The organism is Branchiibius hedensis (assembly GCF_900108585.1).
GTDB lineage: Bacteria > Actinomycetota > Actinomycetes > Actinomycetales > Dermatophilaceae > Branchiibius > Branchiibius hedensis.
On the sequence record NZ_UESZ01000003.1, the window covers coordinates 39,339 to 55,816 of the forward strand.

Annotated in this window: 24 protein-coding genes and 2 pseudogenes; 12 read left to right on the plus strand and 14 right to left on the minus strand. The window is 66.0% G+C overall.

Annotated elements, in window-relative coordinates; translation table 11 throughout:
- Positions 1 to 51: 51 nt before the first annotated feature.
- Positions 52 to 1,737: a relaxase/mobilization nuclease domain-containing protein gene (locus DR843_RS19450; protein ID WP_245934270.1), complete on the minus strand. Its 1,686-nt coding sequence runs from the start codon at positions 1,735 to 1,737 to the stop codon at positions 52 to 54.
- A 10-nt stretch (positions 1,738 to 1,747) separates the two neighbouring features.
- A complete protein-coding gene (locus DR843_RS19455) occupies positions 1,748 to 2,128 on the minus strand; it encodes a MobC family plasmid mobilization relaxosome protein (RefSeq protein ID WP_245934268.1) in 381 nt (126 codons plus the stop codon).
- 257 nt (positions 2,129 to 2,385) lie between these two features.
- Here DR843_RS19455 and DR843_RS19460 point away from each other — a divergent pair, with 257 nt between their 5' ends.
- Positions 2,386 to 2,661: a hypothetical protein gene (locus tag DR843_RS19460; protein WP_109689441.1), complete on the plus strand. Its 276-nt coding sequence runs from the start codon at positions 2,386 to 2,388 to the stop codon at positions 2,659 to 2,661.
- A gap of 342 nt (positions 2,662 to 3,003) precedes the next feature.
- Positions 3,004 to 3,630: a hypothetical protein gene (locus DR843_RS19465; protein ID WP_109689443.1), complete on the plus strand. Its 627-nt coding sequence runs from the start codon at positions 3,004 to 3,006 to the stop codon at positions 3,628 to 3,630.
- Here DR843_RS19465 and DR843_RS19470 read toward each other — a convergent pair.
- Genes DR843_RS19470 through DR843_RS19480 form a run of 3 tightly spaced genes read right to left on the minus strand, consistent with a single transcriptional unit; the run spans position 3,607 to position 5,166 of the window.
- The gene (locus DR843_RS19470) at positions 3,607 to 4,161 is read right to left on the minus strand and encodes a recombinase family protein (protein WP_172461526.1); all 555 of its coding nucleotides are present in this window, start codon (positions 4,159 to 4,161) and stop codon (positions 3,607 to 3,609) included. The two genes, DR843_RS19465 and DR843_RS19470, sit on opposite strands and share 24 nt — an antisense overlap.
- Positions 4,151 to 4,930: a Fic/DOC family protein gene (locus DR843_RS19475; protein ID WP_109689445.1), complete on the minus strand. Its 780-nt coding sequence runs from the start codon at positions 4,928 to 4,930 to the stop codon at positions 4,151 to 4,153. The genes DR843_RS19470 and DR843_RS19475 overlap by 11 nt, the downstream gene beginning before the upstream one ends.
- The gene (locus DR843_RS19480; RefSeq protein WP_109689447.1) at positions 4,927 to 5,166 is read right to left on the minus strand and encodes an antitoxin VbhA family protein; all 240 of its coding nucleotides are present in this window, start codon (positions 5,164 to 5,166) and stop codon (positions 4,927 to 4,929) included. Before DR843_RS19480 ends, DR843_RS19475 begins: the two co-directional genes overlap by 4 nt.
- A gap of 285 nt (positions 5,167 to 5,451) precedes the next feature.
- Between DR843_RS19480 and DR843_RS19485 the strand changes: the two genes are divergently transcribed.
- Positions 5,452 to 5,811: a hypothetical protein gene (locus DR843_RS19485; protein WP_109689449.1), complete on the plus strand. Its 360-nt coding sequence runs from the start codon at positions 5,452 to 5,454 to the stop codon at positions 5,809 to 5,811.
- Between the two features lie 43 nt (positions 5,812 to 5,854).
- Here the strand turns inward: DR843_RS19485 and DR843_RS19490 are convergent, their stop codons facing one another.
- On the minus strand, positions 5,855 to 6,049 hold the full coding sequence (locus tag DR843_RS19490; RefSeq protein WP_146202661.1) for a hypothetical protein: 195 nt from the start codon (positions 6,047 to 6,049) through the stop codon (positions 5,855 to 5,857).
- A gap of 505 nt (positions 6,050 to 6,554) precedes the next feature.
- Between DR843_RS19490 and DR843_RS20435 the strand changes: the two genes are divergently transcribed.
- The 4 genes and pseudogenes from DR843_RS20435 to DR843_RS19510 all read left to right on the plus strand — a co-directional run.
- Positions 6,555 to 6,977 carry a TetR/AcrR family transcriptional regulator gene (locus DR843_RS20435; RefSeq protein ID WP_170119972.1) on the plus strand — a complete coding sequence of 141 codons (423 nt, stop codon included), beginning with the start codon at positions 6,555 to 6,557 and terminating at the stop codon, positions 6,975 to 6,977.
- Entirely contained in the window at positions 6,974 to 7,321 is a 348-nt protein-coding gene (locus DR843_RS19500; protein WP_006947560.1) for a DMT family transporter, read from the plus strand. Before DR843_RS20435 ends, DR843_RS19500 begins: the two co-directional genes overlap by 4 nt.
- Entirely contained in the window at positions 7,321 to 7,641 is a 321-nt protein-coding gene (locus tag DR843_RS19505; protein WP_006947550.1) for a DMT family transporter, read from the plus strand. Before DR843_RS19500 ends, DR843_RS19505 begins: the two co-directional genes overlap by 1 nt.
- 174 nt (positions 7,642 to 7,815) lie before the next feature.
- Positions 7,816 to 9,123 (plus strand): annotated as a pseudogene (locus DR843_RS19510) (ISL3 family transposase); the annotation flags it as partial.
- A gap of 112 nt (positions 9,124 to 9,235) precedes the next feature.
- Here the strand turns inward: DR843_RS19510 and DR843_RS19515 are convergent.
- The 3 genes from DR843_RS19515 to DR843_RS19910 form a co-directional block, all read right to left on the minus strand.
- Positions 9,236 to 9,496 carry a hypothetical protein gene (locus tag DR843_RS19515; protein ID WP_146202662.1) on the minus strand — a complete coding sequence of 87 codons (261 nt, stop codon included), beginning with the start codon at positions 9,494 to 9,496 and terminating at the stop codon, positions 9,236 to 9,238.
- Positions 9,497 to 9,644: 148 nt separating this feature from the next.
- Positions 9,645 to 9,854 carry a hypothetical protein gene (locus DR843_RS19905; protein WP_146202671.1) on the minus strand — a complete coding sequence of 70 codons (210 nt, stop codon included), beginning with the start codon at positions 9,852 to 9,854 and terminating at the stop codon, positions 9,645 to 9,647.
- Positions 9,855 to 9,959: 105 nt separating this feature from the next.
- Entirely contained in the window at positions 9,960 to 10,232 is a 273-nt protein-coding gene (locus DR843_RS19910; protein ID WP_146202672.1) for a hypothetical protein, read from the minus strand.
- A gap of 275 nt (positions 10,233 to 10,507) precedes the next feature.
- Between DR843_RS19910 and DR843_RS19520 the strand changes: the two genes are divergently transcribed.
- Together DR843_RS19520 and DR843_RS19525 are read left to right on the plus strand one after the other, a co-directional pair.
- Positions 10,508 to 10,927, plus strand: a complete 420-nt coding sequence (locus DR843_RS19520) for a hypothetical protein (protein WP_109689458.1) — start codon at positions 10,508 to 10,510, stop codon at positions 10,925 to 10,927.
- A gap of 148 nt (positions 10,928 to 11,075) precedes the next feature.
- Positions 11,076 to 11,336: a hypothetical protein gene (locus DR843_RS19525; RefSeq protein WP_146202662.1), complete on the plus strand. Its 261-nt coding sequence runs from the start codon at positions 11,076 to 11,078 to the stop codon at positions 11,334 to 11,336.
- 98 nt (positions 11,337 to 11,434) lie between these two features.
- On the opposite strand, the pseudogene DR843_RS19530 reads toward DR843_RS19525, so the two are convergent.
- The 5 genes and pseudogenes from DR843_RS19530 to DR843_RS19550 all read right to left on the minus strand — a co-directional run bounded on the left by DR843_RS19530 (position 11,435) and on the right by DR843_RS19550 (position 15,117).
- Positions 11,435 to 12,756, minus strand: a pseudogene (locus tag DR843_RS19530) (ISL3 family transposase).
- Positions 12,757 to 12,930: 174 nt separating this feature from the next.
- Positions 12,931 to 13,251 carry a DMT family transporter gene (locus DR843_RS19535; protein ID WP_006947550.1) on the minus strand — a complete coding sequence of 107 codons (321 nt, stop codon included), beginning with the start codon at positions 13,249 to 13,251 and terminating at the stop codon, positions 12,931 to 12,933.
- Complete coding sequence (locus tag DR843_RS19540; protein ID WP_006947560.1) at positions 13,251 to 13,598, minus strand: DMT family transporter; 348 nt, start codon at positions 13,596 to 13,598, stop codon at positions 13,251 to 13,253. The genes DR843_RS19535 and DR843_RS19540 overlap by 1 nt, the downstream gene beginning before the upstream one ends.
- Positions 13,595 to 14,017, minus strand: a complete 423-nt coding sequence (locus tag DR843_RS19545; protein WP_170119972.1) for a TetR/AcrR family transcriptional regulator — start codon at positions 14,015 to 14,017, stop codon at positions 13,595 to 13,597. Before DR843_RS19545 ends, DR843_RS19540 begins: the two co-directional genes overlap by 4 nt.
- Positions 14,018 to 14,757: 740 nt before the next feature.
- On the minus strand, positions 14,758 to 15,117 hold the full coding sequence (locus tag DR843_RS19550) for a hypothetical protein (protein ID WP_109689449.1): 360 nt from the start codon (positions 15,115 to 15,117) through the stop codon (positions 14,758 to 14,760).
- A 285-nt stretch (positions 15,118 to 15,402) separates the two neighbouring features.
- On the opposite strand from DR843_RS19550, the gene DR843_RS19555 reads away from it, so the two are divergent.
- From DR843_RS19555 to DR843_RS19915, 3 genes are read left to right on the plus strand one after another with little or no spacing between them, the layout of a single operon-like run.
- Positions 15,403 to 15,642, plus strand: a complete 240-nt coding sequence (locus tag DR843_RS19555) for an antitoxin VbhA family protein (RefSeq protein WP_109689447.1) — start codon at positions 15,403 to 15,405, stop codon at positions 15,640 to 15,642.
- Positions 15,639 to 16,073: a Fic family protein gene (locus DR843_RS19560; protein ID WP_109689511.1), complete on the plus strand. Its 435-nt coding sequence runs from the start codon at positions 15,639 to 15,641 to the stop codon at positions 16,071 to 16,073. The genes DR843_RS19555 and DR843_RS19560 overlap by 4 nt, the downstream gene beginning before the upstream one ends.
- Before the next feature lie 28 nt (positions 16,074 to 16,101).
- Positions 16,102 to 16,419 carry a hypothetical protein gene (locus tag DR843_RS19915; protein ID WP_146202673.1) on the plus strand — a complete coding sequence of 106 codons (318 nt, stop codon included), beginning with the start codon at positions 16,102 to 16,104 and terminating at the stop codon, positions 16,417 to 16,419.
- Positions 16,420 to 16,478: the final 59 nt, after the last annotated feature.

Sequence of the window (16,478 nt, forward strand, 5' to 3'; positions counted from 1 at the left end):
CACCAGTAGCGAAAAATTAACGATACTCCGGTTTATGTCTTGTCGGTTTGGTCAGCGACCGCGACCCCGGCGACGCGCCGCGTCTGCCTCGGTCGGCCGGGCCTGCGAGTTGCCGCCCGTAGGGGTCAACCGGCCCGGAATCGGGCTGGGGAACGACGCCTGAGCCGGTGTCAACGTCTCGCCGGTAACCGAGTGCGTCGTCGACTGGGGCACGGTCGACGACGCAACACCGGCCGGTGCGTACGCCCGGGCAACCTGCACCAGCTCCTCACGCATCAACTGGTCCAACGCCGCTTGTCTGCGGACCTGGCCAGAAGCGGCGCGCATGTCCCTGATCGCCGCGGCCGACCGGAACAGCTGCGCGATGACCGCGGCCTGCGCCGCGGCATTGTTCTTACCGCCCGCGGCCGCCAGCAACATCGCGGACGCAGCGAACGAGGTCTTGTGGACCGGCACACCCGTGACCGGCCGCTTCGTCTGCGCCGACTTCGACAGCTCATCCGCCGCCCGGGCCAACGGTCCCGGCGTCGCCTCGACCCTGGTCGACCACGCCGCGAACGCACCCGCTGCGTCCCGGGCCGCGATCGCCCACCGTGCCTGATCACCCGGTGGGGTCTGCGCCAGGATCTTCAACTGCGTGGCCATCTCGGCCTGGTATTTCTCCCACACCGCGGGCGGTGGTGTGCGCGTCTCCCGACCCGGTGCGACCGGCCGCTTCCCGCGCTTGGCGGCCGCCCACTCATCCGCTGCGGCCTGCGCGCCCTGCGGTGTGTCCTCCCACATCGACCGCAACCGCGGCAACGACAGATCCCGACCCAACCGGTTCCCGCCGTACCAAATCGGGCGCTCACCCGCGACCGGTCGCGCCGCCACCGAATACCCGGTAATCACGTCCGTTCCACCATCGGCGTACCGCGGCCGAACAAGCAAGTTCTGCTGCCGCATCCGGCGCACAAACTCCGCCTCATCCTTAGCCGCGGCCGCGCACCCCCGCACCGCCCGGGCCAGCGCAACCCGGGGCTGGTCCGCGGTCAGCTCCGCGTTCATCCGGGCGCCACGCTCGGCCGCGGGAAGCTGCCGCCACACCGGGTGCTGGCGTCCCTGCCTGGCCTCCTGTTCGCGCCACGTGTCGTACTTCGCCCGTGCCTTCGAGCGGGCCTGAGCTTCGGCCTCGGCCGGGTGGTAACCGCGCGTCGCCAGGCCGCGCTCTGGTCCCTCGACTGGCATCAGGCCGTACTTCTTTTCCAGCTCCCGGCATGCGTCCTGAGCGGTCTTGTAGTCCCGCCACGGCGCGGCCTTCGTGCCATCCTCACGGACCAGGTTCACCACCACGTGAATGTGGTCGTTCCCGTTCGTCGACAGTCCGTGACGGACCGCTACCCACCGGCACGGGGCCTTGGTTCCCTCCTGATCGTCAAAGCCCATCCGACTCACAAAGTCGTTCGCGATCTCCTGCCACCGCTCATCGGACAACTCACCCTCATCAGCCCGAAGCGACAGCGAGCAATGCCACACATGACCGCCTTGAACGTCCACGCCGTACACCTTGTTCGGACGTTCCAAGTGACGTGCGATCGCCATCGCAGACGCTTTACCCAGCTGGTTGTCGTCATGCCACGCCAGCATCGCGCCGTCACCAGCAACCAAGTGCGGGTCGGTGTGCTCGTTGCGCTTACCCTCGCCCACCAAGTAGCACATCAAACCCGCGGCGCGGTCGCCACGAGTCACGTTCGGCATCACGGCACCATCACCGCACCAACTCATCCAAAACAGCATCAATCCGGTCCGCGACCCGGCGCACCGCAGCCATCGCCCCGGACAACTCCCGCTGCACCTCACCCGTCGCGTTCGTGGCCTTCGCCATCTGGTTCACGTTGTTCGCGATAGTCCCCAACAACCGGTGCACACCAAACAACTCCGCCGCAGCGTTCCGCCGCTCCGTGACCGTCTCACCACGCTCAGCAGCCAACGCCGACTCCACCAACAACCGCGGCACCGTCACACCCTGAGCAAGCGCACGCTGCAACAACAACGCCTCCTCCTCCGGTGTCACCTTCACCTGGTGCTGATGCTGACGCCCACCGGCCGCATTCGCCCGCCGACGACGCCCAAAACGGCGACCGCTCACCTGCTCACCATCCACGCCCGCCGCCTCCTTCCTTGCCCGTCCCTCGGCCCAGCGCAGCGACCCCGCCCCAGCGGGGACCGGCCACACCCCAGTGTGGCCCCAGTTCCGCCGCGCGTCCAGCCGCGGAACCCCATTTAGCCATGCTAAATGCCTAGCTTGCTCCGTCAGGCACAGCCTTTGGTCGTTGCGCACCGTAGGTGCGGGCTTGGGTGCGCCGATAACGTGCCGCGGACCGTTTCGGCGCGTACAGTATCGGCATGAGCGAATTCAACGCAGAAGCAGTCGAAAACGCCGCGCGGGTCATGAACGACAAGCGCCTGGAATCCGTGCGGAGCCTGGTCGACGCGCGGCAGCGCCTCACCGACGCGCAAACCGCCGACCAGGCCGCTTACGCGGCCGCAAGGAAGGCAGGATGGACCCCCGAACAGCTAGCCGAACTCGGGATCAGCGAGCCAACCAAACCCGCGCGAGCACGCTCCCGTAGGTCACGGCGTGGCACGGGCGAGGCACCTGCCGTAACGGCTGACAATTAAGGCATGACGGGCAACGTGGGGCGCTCCGCTCCCGGGCCGACGGATTCGCCTGTGACGCTTCACGTCCGTGCGTTATGTGATGCCGCGCGACAGGCAGATGACAGCTACGACGCGTCCACTAGCCGGTGGTGGCGGCGTCGAGCGGATCAGAGGAGGTTCGACGCCAGGGACAGGCGCGACGGTGCCGTCATCGGGTCGCGCCGGGCGCTAGTAGCCGAGTCGGTGGCACGCCTGAGTCCTCCCCCGGGGGCTCCAAGCTGGGGGCGCCCCAGCGCCGAGTTGGTCCGCGAAGATGTGCGCCGAGCGGTTGGGTTCAGTGTTCCGTTACCCGACGCGTGGTTGATGCGAGCCATCCACGGCGGCTACGAACTCGAAGCCGTCCAGGCCGACCTCGAAGTCGTCCGTGAAGCGTTCCAAGACGCCGGTGATCGCGCGGCTGAACTAATGCAGTCACACGACACCACCAGCAAGCCCAGCACGTCATGGGTGCGGACGGAGCCGACACCTACAGAGGCCGCCATCATCCGGTTCATCCAAAGTCCGCTCGGCCAACTGCGCCGACCCGTAACCGTGTGGCGCGGCGAGAGTCCCAGCACTCACCGCACCAGCTTCACGGCAGCCGCGCGCGAGGCTCAGCCCGGGCACGTACTGACACGTGTCCCAATACCGCTGTCCACATCACTGTCACCACGCGCAGCGGCTAATCCCGAGTTCTGCCCCTACGGGACCGGCAGCGCCTCTCTCGGCAGCGGGTGGCTGCTCAAGATCCGTGTCGAACGACTGCTGTACGTCGGCGACCGGGACGACGGCCTGGCCGACGAACAAGAAGCAGTCATCTACGCTCCACAACTCCTCGTCGACGACGTTTACGAAGCCGTCGTCACACCGGGCAAGCTGGCCACCCGGTACGTGCAAGTGATCGCCTGCCACCCGATCGTTCAGGCTCTAAAGGGCCCGACGGACCGATGAGGCCCCGACGCCCAGCGTGCGAGCAATCGCCGCATAGGTGAGACCCTCGGCACGCATCCTGCGCGCCTGGTCAACCCGGTCCGGGGTCATCACCGACGGTCGACCACCAACCCGGCCCTGCGCCCTGGCAGCCTCCAAACCCAGGCGCGTGTTCGACCGGATCGTGTCGACCCGTAACTGCGCGAACACCGCCACGATCCCGAACAGCGCCCGCCCCATCGGCGTGGTGGTGTCAATATCCGGCTCGGTCAACGACTTGATATTGACACCTCGATCGTGCAGCTCGTTGATGATCTGGATCGCCATCGTCGTAGTGCCGGCCAACCGGTCCAAGGCGCGCACGACCAACGTGTCGCCCTCCTGCAAGAACGTCAGACACTCGCGCCACTGTGGCCGGTCGACGGTGCGCGAGGACTCCCCGTGGTCGACGAATACGCGACGACACCCCGCCGCCCGCAGCATGGTCTCTTGGCTGCCCGGGTCTTGGTCCCTGGTTGAGACCCGGGCGTACCCGATCAAGTCACCGGCCACGGCCGCGCTCGTCGTTCCGGTAGCCGCCCTGCTGCCGCGGGCTGCTCGACGGCGACTCAGGCACGCTAGAACCCGGCGCCAGCGGGTACGACGCCCTCACCGCAGCCGACAGACCACTCGATGACCCTGCGGGCTGTGCGGTGCTGCGCGGGTGAGTGATCGCCGCAAGGACCGGAACCATCGGCGCCGGGTCAGGCTGATGGCGATCCTCACGCAGCGTCGTACGCTCCGAGATCTCGTTCCACCAGTCGGGAGTCACCTCATCGAAGTGCAGCTCCCACGGCGATTGCCGGGCAACGTCATCCAAGAACAGTTTGGTTGTGCGTCCGTTCCCCTCACGGAAAGCGTGGGTCGCGTTGACCCACGCGAACGTGACTGCGACATCGCGCGCGAACTCCTCCCGGCCCAACTCTGACCACTCGCGGCTACGCACGAATCCCTCGACCGCTTGCAGCACTGCCGGAATCTCATCGGGGTGGGCGAACCTGCTCTGCCCCTTGCCGATCGGAACGGTCCGGTACTCCCCCGCCCACTCATAGATCCGGTGGAACAGGTGTTTATGGATCGCCTTTGCTCGCGCCTCGCCCCACCCCAGATCTTGATGGGGTGTCGTTGCCCACTCGCGCGCAGCGCGCGCCGTGATGGCGTACTCAATGTCGCTGAGCCGGTCGGCGTCGCGCAGACCGAAGTTGTTACGGAGTGTGCCGTTGCCGGTCCAGTCAATCGTTTCTGGATAGAAGTACGACTCCCAGGAATCGAACTCGCTCACGCGACCGTCGACGCCGCGGCAGGATGGCGACGTTCAGCCGCTGCCAACGCGCGGCGGACAAATTCTTCTTCGTCGATGGCTCCCCGGGCCTCATCCGTCAGGTTCTCCACGTCCTCGCGGTTGGGGACCCACCCCTCATGCCAGGACGCGGCCAGCGCGTTCAGGACCGCTCGCCGCTGCCTCGCGTCGAGCTGCTCGAACAACTCGGGCCAACGCTGCTCAACGTCCAATGCCATGACCGCTCCTTGCTGGTGGAGATCTCCTTCGCCAAGTCTACGGCGGATCACGTCAAAAACGGTCCGATCTAGTTTCGGCGCAAATTGGTTTCGGCTCCGAGTTTCGGTGCAGCGTCACCCGCGGAATCTCGCGGGTGACGCTGCACCGGTTCGGGTGCGCCGAAAACGACCGAATCTGCGCCGTCGAGAGGTCCTGTCGACTTCCTACAGATCGACTCGCCGCGTAGCGCCCTTGTCGGACCACCAAGACAGAATCGAACGTGCCGACCACCAAGGAGATAGCCAATGTCCACTTCAGACCGTGCCGCCGAGCTGCTCGCCCGAGCCAAAGAAATCGGTGCCTACGCCGCCGAGCTCGAACTCGGGATCGCTAAGTCCGGCAGTAAGCCGGACGATCTGATCCACCATCTCGGGGACGACACCGGGCGTGTGATCACTGACGCATACCGTCTCGCGGGCGCGGGTCTGGCCGCCGAGGTCGTCGACGCCTACCTCGTCTCGTTCAACGCGGCCAGAGCGCGGGCAGGATGGGCACCGCTCAGCAGGGAGGACGCCATTCACAACCTACAGTGGGCCATCCTGCCCCAGGGGATCACAGCCGAGGAGCAGCAAGAGGTGCGCGCAGCCTTCAGTGCGAGAGGGTAGGTCGACCCGGCCGGTAACGACCGTTACCGGCGGCGGCGCACCCCTACCGCTGATCCCTCAAATACTCGCGAGCGAGCACCACAGACATAACCGCTGACACCACGGACAGCGCGGTCAGCGACCAGCCGACGGCCAGCGCCGACCCGTGACTCAGATGTGCGGCAGGAACGCCCCAGATCGCAACCAGAGCCAGGAGCACCGATACCCCGGCCGGGATGAACAACAGGGTCCGCGGCATCACTCTCGACCTCGAAGTTCTCTGCGGATCGTGATACCGAGATCAATCAGCGTGGCAATGGCCAGAGCAACGATGGCGATACCGGACACCACCATCCCCACAGTGCGCTGCAAACCGGCTCATCCCAATCGAGGGTGTAGTCGCGGTCTGGAAGTCGCCGGCTTTGAGTAGTGGCCTAGCGATAGTTGATGAGGTTTCGGAACCCACGCGCGGAAGTCACAGAGGTGTTCGAGTCATCCGTTGATCGCCTTGGCCGGGGCGTCGTAGGTGCCGGGCGGTCACGCTCTTAGCATGCTGACGCTCAGCTCGGGAGGCCCAGCTCACCATGAGTTTGTTACTTACCCTACCGGTAGGTAGAGTTGTCGATATGAGTACTAGTGCACCTGCCCACCGACCGTCGGCGCGAGGCGGCGTTCTCGCCAGCACTCTTGCGTGGGCCCGCACTGGCGCCTCTGTTTCCCTGGTGTCCGCAGCTCGCGCTGCAGGAATCACTAAGGCTGGCCTGATGTACCACTTCCCAACCAAGGAAGCACTGATGACCGCCGTCATCGATTACCTCCTCGACGGCTACGAGCGGGATCTGGCCGCCCGCCTGGCTACCACCAACCCAAACGTACCCACGATCAGCGAACGCCTCGCCGCCTACGTTGACTGGGCTTGCGACGGGCCGTTCGACTACGGCGACCTGGTCATGTTCACCGACCCCCGCCTGCGCGAGCCGCTCACCGAGCGATGGAACAGCCGCATGGGGGCCTGGGTCGACGTCCCCGAGACCCTTCCGGCCGACCAGCGGGCCCGCCTCCACGGCGTCCGACTCTTGGCCGACGGCATCTGGCTCAACACCGCCGGCAACGGCATCGCCCTATCCGACGAGGACACCGACGCCATTCGAGCACTCGCACACCACCTCATCCAGGAGAACTCATGACCAAGTGGCTACTGCTCGCGGGGGCCATCCTCAGCGAGGTCACCGGTTCGCTGTCGCTGAAGGGAGCACTCGATCGACCCGGACTGTACGTGCTCGTCGCGGCTGGCTACATCGCCTCGTTCATTCTCCTCGCTCTCGTTCTGCGTCAGGGCATGGCGCTGGGCGTCGCCTACGGCATTTGGGGCGCCCTCGGTGTCGCCACCACCGCCGTGATGTCGTCGCTGATCTTCGATGAAACCCTCACCGCACTCATGGGCGTCGGCATCGTCCTCATCATTGCCGGCGTCCTCACCGTCGAACTCGGCTCCCAGCACGCGGTCAAGAACCTCGAAGAAGCCACCTGATGGCTTACCTGTTCCTCCTCGGAGCCATCATTGCCGAGGTCAGCGCTACCCTCTCGCTGCGCATGGCAGCTACTGGCGTCCGCGCCTACTACGCCGCCGTCGCCGGCGGCTACCTCTTGGCCTTCGCGTTTCTCACCCTCGCCCTTAATGAGGGCCTGGGCCTCGGTGTCGCTTACGGCATCTGGGCAGCGTCCGGAGTTGCCCTAACGGCCGTCGCGTCCAAAGCCCTCTTCAAGGAGCCGCTCACCGCGCTCATGATGGGCGGCATCGCACTCATCATCGCCGGCGTTCTTCTCGTCGAGCTCGGCGCCCTGCACTGACTGAGATCCCCATCCCCACGACGTCGTCGCTCACAACGGAGCAAGGCCTTGGCAACGGGCTTCTGATGAGGTGTACTCGTTGATCGAAGCGACTCCGGCGCGACGGTGGCTAGATCGTGGTCGAGGTCTTCGGAAGATGACGTTCCACGCCTGACATCCGGAGGTCTGACGTCGTTGCCTGTCGCTACCGCTCGGGCCCGCTTCGCTCGCCCGGACCTGACAACGTTCTGCCGACTCGACGAACTCGACCTCGTCGTGACCGGCCAGCGCCTCGAGCCCGACCGCGCGGTGCTCGCCTGCAGAGTCCTGACCCCGGACGAGTGGTGTCGACGCTGCGGCGCCGAAGGCGCTGCTCGGGACACCGTGATCCGTCGGCTCGCGCACGAGCCGCTGGGGTGGCGACCGACGGTGTTGGAGGTCGCGGTGCGTCGCTACCGCTGCACCGGCTGCGGGCACGTGTGGCGCCAAGACACCACCCGTGCGGCCGAGCCGCGGTCGAAGCTCTCGCGCCGTGGGCTGCGGTGGGCGCTCGAAGCGCTGGTCGTGCAGCACCTCACCGTCACCCGGATCGCCGAGGGACTCGACGTCGCCTGGGACACCGCCAACGACGCCGTGCTTGCTGAAGGCCGACGTGTTCTCATCGACGACCCGGCCCGCTTCGACGGCGTGAGGGTCATCGGCGTCGATGAGCACGTCTGGAGGCACACCAGGCGCGGCGACAGGTACGTCACCGTGATCATCGACCTGACCCCGATCCGCGACAAGACCGGCCCCGCCAGGCTGCTGGACATGGTCGAGGGTCGCTCGAAGGAGGCCTTCAAGACCTGGCTCGCCGCCCGACCCGACACCTGGCGCGACGGGATCGAGGTCGTCGCGATGGACGGGTTCACCGGCTTCAAGACCGCCGCCGCCGAGGAGCTCCCCGACGCGGTGGCGGTCATGGATCCGTTCCACGTCGTCCGCCTCGCCAGGGACGCGCTCGACCGGTGCCGGCGCCGGGTGCAGCAGGCCATCCACGGCCACCGCGGGATGAAGGGCGACCCGCTGTATGCCGCGCGGCGGACCCTGCACACCGGCGCCGAGCTGCTGACCGACAAGCAGGCCGCTCGACTCCGCACGTTGTTCGGGGCCGAGGAGCATGTCGAGGTCGAGGCGACCTGGGGGATCTACCAGCGGATGATCGCCGCCTACCGCCACGAAGACCGCCACCACGGCCGCGAGCTCATGGCCAACCTGATTGCCTCGATCAGCAGCGGTGTCCCGAGGGCGCTGGTCGAACTCACCACACTCGGCCGGACGCTGAGGAAGCGCGCCGACGACGTGCTCGCCTACTTCGACCGCCCCGGCACGTCCAACGGTCCGACCGAGGCGATCAACGGCCGCCTCGAACACCTCCGCGGCAGTGCTCTTGGGTTCCGCAACCTCACCAACTACATCGCCAGGAGCCTGCTCGAGACCGGCGGGTTCAGACCCCGTCTACACCTCGACTGGGATGAGCCTGCAAACCCGTGGGGCCAGCCTCAAACATCCAGTAGACCAGCAGCGCCGACAGGTCCGCGACGATCATGTTCGCTCGCATTTGCTCCCACCTTCCCTACGAGTTCCGCGCTTGTGTGAGGGCCTCGATCAGCCCATCGATCAATGTCCCGGTGTTGGCGTGGTCGGCATCAAAAGCGATCCAACTCGGTATGACCGACCACTCGCCCGCTGAATCCATCCGCAGCGCCTGGTGCTCCTCGTTAGTCGAGAGCACCCTGATGACTAGCTGCCCCCGACTGTTGACTCCGGCCTCGAACTGATCCCCCTCACGAATCGAGAGGTAGGTGTCGCGTTCGTCGATAGGCAACCCCTTCACTGCGAACACTGGCCTATCGGCACCCATCACTGGTCTCCGTTCTGGCGAGGTTTGTGCTGGCAGTAACAGACCCGCTGAGGTCCCGTCCGACCCGCCTTGGTATCGATGCAATCGGCTGCGATGTGCGGCTCGCGGCAAGGTTCGCAGATCATGACGCATGCTCGTCTTGGGAGGTACGCCGCGGGAACCGCACGACCTCGAACCCTACGAACACCACGGCGAGCAGACCCAGCGCCCAGAAGTTGCTAGACCCGGCGCAGATGAAGGCTGCGGCCGCCGCTGGTGCGGCGTCTATTACCGGCCACGCCGCTGACGTGAGGGCTGATCGCGGCTCGGGCCGATGCGGGAGCTGATTCAACAGATGCCTCCGCCCGGCGAAAGCGGTGTAACCCGGGACCGCGATCCAACCAGCCGAGCTATGCAATGCCTGGCTCGCGAATGCGGGCGACCGCCGCCACGAACGCTAGGACAGCGCAGATGCCAGCACCCACGCCCGGACCGTGATCGCGACTTCCTCAGCCGCGCTCAGACCGGACCCTGTGCCGACGTGATCCTCGTCCGTCACCATCAGCCCTTCTCCTTCGTCCCGCGCGCCAGCTCTTCTTCTTTGATCCACTCCCCCAGTCTGGCCTCTTGCACCGACAGTAAGGTCCGCGCTGGTCGCCGCCCATTGCTCGGCGTACCGGCGCAACGCCCGAATCTGGTCAATGACGGTGTTCGCTTCGTCCCGCACCATCGCGTCAATGTCATTCCCGACTCGAGGGCGAAGCTGCAGACGACGGGACGTCCCGCTCGGATTACGGCAAGATCCTCGACCGTCGCGAGCAATGACATTGACGCGATGGTGCGGGACGAAGCGAACACCGTCATTGACCAGATTCGGGCGTTGCGCCGGTACGCCGAGCAATGGGCGGCGACCAGCGCGGACCTTACTGTCGGTGCAAGAGGCCAGACTGGGGGGAGTGGATCAAAGAAGAAGAGCTGGGCGCGCGGGACGAAGGAGAAGGGCTGATGGTGACGGACGAGGATCACGTCGGCACAGGGTCCGGTCTGAGCGCGGCTGAGGAAGTCGCGATCACGGTCCGGGCGTGGGTGCTGGGCATCTGCGCTGTCCTAGCGTTCGTGGCGGCGGTCGCCGCATTCGCGAGCCAGGCATTGCATAGCTCGGCTGGTTGGATCGCGGTCCCGGGTTACACCGCTTTCGCCGGGCGGAGGCATCTGTTGAATCAGCTCCCGCATCGGCCCGAGCCGCGATCAGCCCTCACGTCAGCGGCGTGGCCGGTAATAGACGCCGCACCAGCGGCGGCCGCAGCCTTCATCTGCGCCGGGTCTAGCAACTTCTGGGCGCTGGGTCTGCTCGCCGTGGTGTTCGTAGGGTTCGAGGTCGTGCGGTTCCCGCGGCGTACCTCCCAAGACGAGCATGCGTCATGATCTGCGAACCTTGCCGCGAGCCGCACATCGCAGCCGATTGCATCGATACCAAGGCGGGTCGGACGGGACCTCAGCGGGTCTGTTACTGCCAGCACAAACCTCGCCAGAACGGAGACCAGTGATGGGTGCCGATAGGCCAGTGTTCGCAGTGAAGGGGTTGCCTATCGACGAACGCGACACCTACCTCTCGATTCGTGAGGGGGATCAGTTCGAGGCCGGAGTCAACAGTCGGGGGCAGCTAGTCATCAGGGTGCTCTCGACTAACGAGGAGCACCAGGCGCTGCGGATGGATTCAGCGGGCGAGTGGTCGGTCATACCGAGTTGGATCGCTTTTGATGCCGACCACGCCAACACCGGGACATTGATCGATGGGCTGATCGAGGCCCTCACACAAGCGCGGAACTCGTAGGGAAGGTGGGAGCAAATGCGAGCGAACATGATCGTCGCGGACCTGTCGGCGCTGCTGGTCTACTGGATGTTTGAGGCTGGCCCCACGGGTTTGCAGGCTCATCCCAGTCGAGGGTGTAGACGGGGTCTGAACCCGCCGGTCTCGAGCAGGCTCCTGGCGATGTAGTTGGTGAGGTTGCGGAACCCAAGAGCACTGCCGCGGAGGTGTTCGAGGCGGCCGTTGATCGCCTCGGTCGGACCGTTGGACGTGCCGGGGCGGTCGAAGTAGGCGAGCACGTCGTCGGCGCGCTTCCTCAGCGTCCGGCCGAGTGTGGTGAGTTCGACCAGCGCCCTCGGGACACCGCTGCTGATCGAGGCAATCAGGTTGGCCATGAGCTCGCGGCCGTGGTGGCGGTCTTCGTGGCGGTAGGCGGCGATCATCCGCTGGTAGATCCCCCAGGTCGCCTCGACCTCGACATGCTCCTCGGCCCCGAACAACGTGCGGAGTCGAGCGGCCTGCTTGTCGGTCAGCAGCTCGGCGCCGGTGTGCAGGGTCCGCCGCGCGGCATACAGCGGGTCGCCCTTCATCCCGCGGTGGCCGTGGATGGCCTGCTGCACCCGGCGCCGGCACCGGTCGAGCGCGTCCCTGGCGAGGCGGACGACGTGGAACGGATCCATGACCGCCACCGCGTCGGGAGCTCCTCGGCGGCGGCGGTCTTGAAGCCGGTGAACCCGTCCATCGCGACGACCTCGATCCCGTCGCGCCAGGTGTCGGGTCGGGCGGCGAGCCAGGTCTTGAAGGCCTCCTTCGAGCGACCCTCGACCATGTCCAGCAGCCTGGCGGGGCCGGTCTTGTCGCGGATCGGGGTCAGGTCGATGATCACGGTGACGTACCTGTCGCCGCGCCTGGTGTGCCTCCAGACGTGCTCATCGACGCCGATGACCCTCACGCCGTCGAAGCGGGCCGGGTCGTCGATGAGAACACGTCGGCCTTCAGCAAGCACGGCGTCGTTGGCGGTGTCCCAGGCGACGTCGAGTCCCTCGGCGATCCGGGTGACGGTGAGGTGCTGCACGACCAGCGCTTCGAGCGCCCACCGCAGCCCACGGCGCGAGAGCTTCGACCGCGGCTCGGCCGCACGGGTGGTGTCTTGGCGCCACACGTGCCCGCAGCCGGTGCAGCGGTAGCGACGCACCGCGACCTCCAACACCGTCGGTCGCCACCCCAGCGGCTCGTGCGCGAGCCGACGGATCACGGTGTCCCGAGCAGCGCCTTCGGCGCCGCAGCGTCGACACCACTCGTCCGGGGTCAGGACTCTGCAGGCGAGCACCGCGCGGTCGGGCTCGAGGCGCTGGCCGGTCACGACGAGGTCGAGTTCGTCGAGTCGGCAGAACGTTGTCAGGTCCGGGCGAGCGAAGCGGGCCCGAGCGGTAGCGACAGGCAACGACGTCAGACCTCCGGATGTCAGGCGTGGAACGTCATCTTCCGAAGACCTCGACCACGATCTAGCCACCGTCGCGCCGGAGTCGCTTCGATCAACGAGTACACCTCATCAGAAGCCCGTTGCCAAGGCCTTGCTCCGTTGTGAGCGACGACGTCGTGGGGATGGGGATCTCAGTCAGTGCAGGGCGCCGAGCTCGACGAGAAGAACGCCGGCGATGATGAGTGCGATGCCGCCCATCATGAGCGCGGTGAGCGGCTCCTTGAAGAGGGCTTTGGACGCGACGGCCGTTAGGGCAACTCCGGACGCTGCCCAGATGCCGTAAGCGACACCGAGGCCCAGGCCCTCATTAAGGGCGAGGGTGAGAAACGCGAAGGCCAAGAGGTAGCCGCCGGCGACGGCGGCGTAGTAGGCGCGGACGCCAGTAGCTGCCATGCGCAGCGAGAGGGTAGCGCTGACCTCGGCAATGATGGCTCCGAGGAGGAACAGGTAAGCCATCAGGTGGCTTCTTCGAGGTTCTTGACCGCGTGCTGGGAGCCGAGTTCGACGGTGAGGACGCCGGCAATGATGAGGACGATGCCGACGCCCATGAGTGCGGTGAGGGTTTCATCGAAGATCAGCGACGACATCACGGCGGTGGTGGCGACACCGAGGGCGCCCCAAATGCCGTAGGCGACGCCCAGCGCCATGCCCTGACGCAGAACGAGAGCGAGGAGAATGAACGAGGCGATGTAGCCAGCCGCGACGAGCACGTACAGTCCGGGTCGATCGAGTGCTCCCTTCAGCGACAGCGAACCGGTGACCTCGCTGAGGATGGCCCCCGCGAGCAGTAGCCACTTGGTCATGAGTTCTCCTGGATGAGGTGGTGTGCGAGTGCTCGAATGGCGTCGGTGTCCTCGTCGGATAGGGCGATGCCGTTGCCGGCGGTGTTGAGCCAGATGCCGTCGGCCAAGAGTCGGACGCCGTGGAGGCGGGCCCGCTGGTCGGCCGGAAGGGTCTCGGGGACGTCGACCCAGGCCCCCATGCGGCTGTTCCATCGCTCGGTGAGCGGCTCGCGCAGGCGGGGGTCGGTGAACATGACCAGGTCGCCGTAGTCGAACGGCCCGTCGCAAGCCCAGTCAACGTAGGCGGCGAGGCGTTCGCTGATCGTGGGTACGTTTGGGTTGGTGGTAGCCAGGCGGGCGGCCAGATCCCGCTCGTAGCCGTCGAGGAGGTAATCGATGACGGCGGTCATCAGTGCTTCCTTGGTTGGGAAGTGGTACATCAGGCCAGCCTTAGTGATTCCTGCAGCGCGAGCTGCGGACACCAGGGAAACAGAGGCGCCAGTGCGGGCCCACGCAAGAGTGCTGGCGAGAACGCCGCCTCGCGCCGACGGTCGGTGGGCAGGTGCACTAGTACTCATATCGACAACTCTACCTACCGGTAGGGTAAGTAACAAACTCATGGTGAGCTGGGCCTCCCGAGCTGAGCGTCAGCATGCTAAGAGCGTGACCGCCCGGCACCTACGACGCCCCGGCCAAGGCGATCAACGGATGACTCGAACACCTCTGTGACTTCGCGCGTGGGTTCCGAAACCTCATCAACTATCGCTAGGCCACTACTCAAAGCCGGCGACTTCCAGACCGCGACTACACCCTCGATTGGGATGAGCCGGTTTGCAGCGCACTGTGGGGATGGTGGTGTCCGGTATCGCCATCGTTGCTCTGGCCATTGCCACGCTGATTGATCTCGGTATCACGATCCGCAGAGAACTTCGAGGTCGAGAGTGATGCCGCGGACCCTGTTGTTCATCCGGCCGGGGTATCGGTGCTCCTGGCTCTGGTTGCGATCTGGGGCGTTCCTGCCGCACATCTGAGTCACGGGTCGGCGCTGGCCGTCGGCTGGTCGCTGACCGCGCTGTCCGTGGTGTCAGCGGTTATGTCTGTGGTGCTCGCTCGCGAGTATTTGAGGATCAGCGGTAGGGGTGCGCCGCCGCCGGTAACGGTCGTTACCGGCCGGGTCGACCTACCCTCTCGCACTGAAGGCTGCGCGCACCTCTTGCTGCTCCTCGGCTGTGATCCCCTGGGGCAGGATGGCCCACTGTAGGTTGTGAATGGCGTCCTCCCTGCTGAGCGGTGCCCATCCTGCCCGCGCTCTGGCCGCGTTGAACGAGACGAGGTAGGCGTCGACGACCTCGGCGGCCAGACCCGCGCCCGCGAGACGGTATGCGTCAGTGATCACACGCCCGGTGTCGTCCCCGAGATGGTGGATCAGATCGTCCGGCTTACTGCCGGACTTAGCGATCCCGAGTTCGAGCTCGGCGGCGTAGGCACCGATTTCTTTGGCTCGGGCGAGCAGCTCGGCGGCACGGTCTGAAGTGGACATTGGCTATCTCCTTGGTGGTCGGCACGTTCGATTCTGTCTTGGTGGTCCGACAAGGGCGCTACGCGGCGAGTCGATCTGTAGGAAGTCGACAGGACCTCTCGACGGCGCAGATTCGGTCGTTTTCGGCGCACCCGAACCGGTGCAGCGTCACCCGCGAGATTCCGCGGGTGACGCTGCACCGAAACTCGGAGCCGAAACCAATTTGCGCCGAAACTAGATCGGACCGTTTTTGACGTGATCCGCCGTAGACTTGGCGAAGGAGATCTCCACCAGCAAGGAGCGGTCATGGCATTGGACGTTGAGCAGCGTTGGCCCGAGTTGTTCGAGCAGCTCGACGCGAGGCAGCGGCGAGCGGTCCTGAACGCGCTGGCCGCGTCCTGGCATGAGGGGTGGGTCCCCAACCGCGAGGACGTGGAGAACCTGACGGATGAGGCCCGGGGAGCCATCGACGAAGAAGAATTTGTCCGCCGCGCGTTGGCAGCGGCTGAACGTCGCCATCCTGCCGCGGCGTCGACGGTCGCGTGAGCGAGTTCGATTCCTGGGAGTCGTACTTCTATCCAGAAACGATTGACTGGACCGGCAACGGCACACTCCGTAACAACTTCGGTCTGCGCGACGCCGACCGGCTCAGCGACATTGAGTACGCCATCACGGCGCGCGCTGCGCGCGAGTGGGCAACGACACCCCATCAAGATCTGGGGTGGGGCGAGGCGCGAGCAAAGGCGATCCATAAACACCTGTTCCACCGGATCTATGAGTGGGCGGGGGAGTACCGGACCGTTCCGATCGGCAAGGGGCAGAGCAGGTTCGCCCACCCCGATGAGATTCCGGCAGTGCTGCAAGCGGTCGAGGGATTCGTGCGTAGCCGCGAGTGGTCAGAGTTGGGCCGGGGAGGAGTTCGCGCGCGATGTCGCAGTCACGTTCGCGTGGGTCAACGCGACCCACGCTTTCCGTGAGGGGAACGGACGCACAACCAAACTGTTCTTGGATGACGTTGCCCGGCAATCGCCGTGGGAGCTGCACTTCGATGAGGTGACTCCCGACTGGTGGAACGAGATCTCGGAGCGTACGACGCTGCGTGAGGATCGCCATCAGCCTGACCCGGCGCCGATGGTTCCGGTCCTTGCGGCGATCACTCACCCGCGCAGCACCGCACAGCCCGCAGGGTCATCGAGTGGTCTGTCGGCTGCGGTGAGGGCGTCGTACCCGCTGGCGCCGGGTTCTAGCGTGCCTGAGTCGCCGTCGAGCAGCCCGCGGCAGCAGGGCGGCTACCGGAACGACGAGCGCGGCCGTGGCCGGTGACTTGATCGGGTACGCCCGGGTCTCAACCAGGGACCAAGACCCGGGCAGCCAAGAGACCA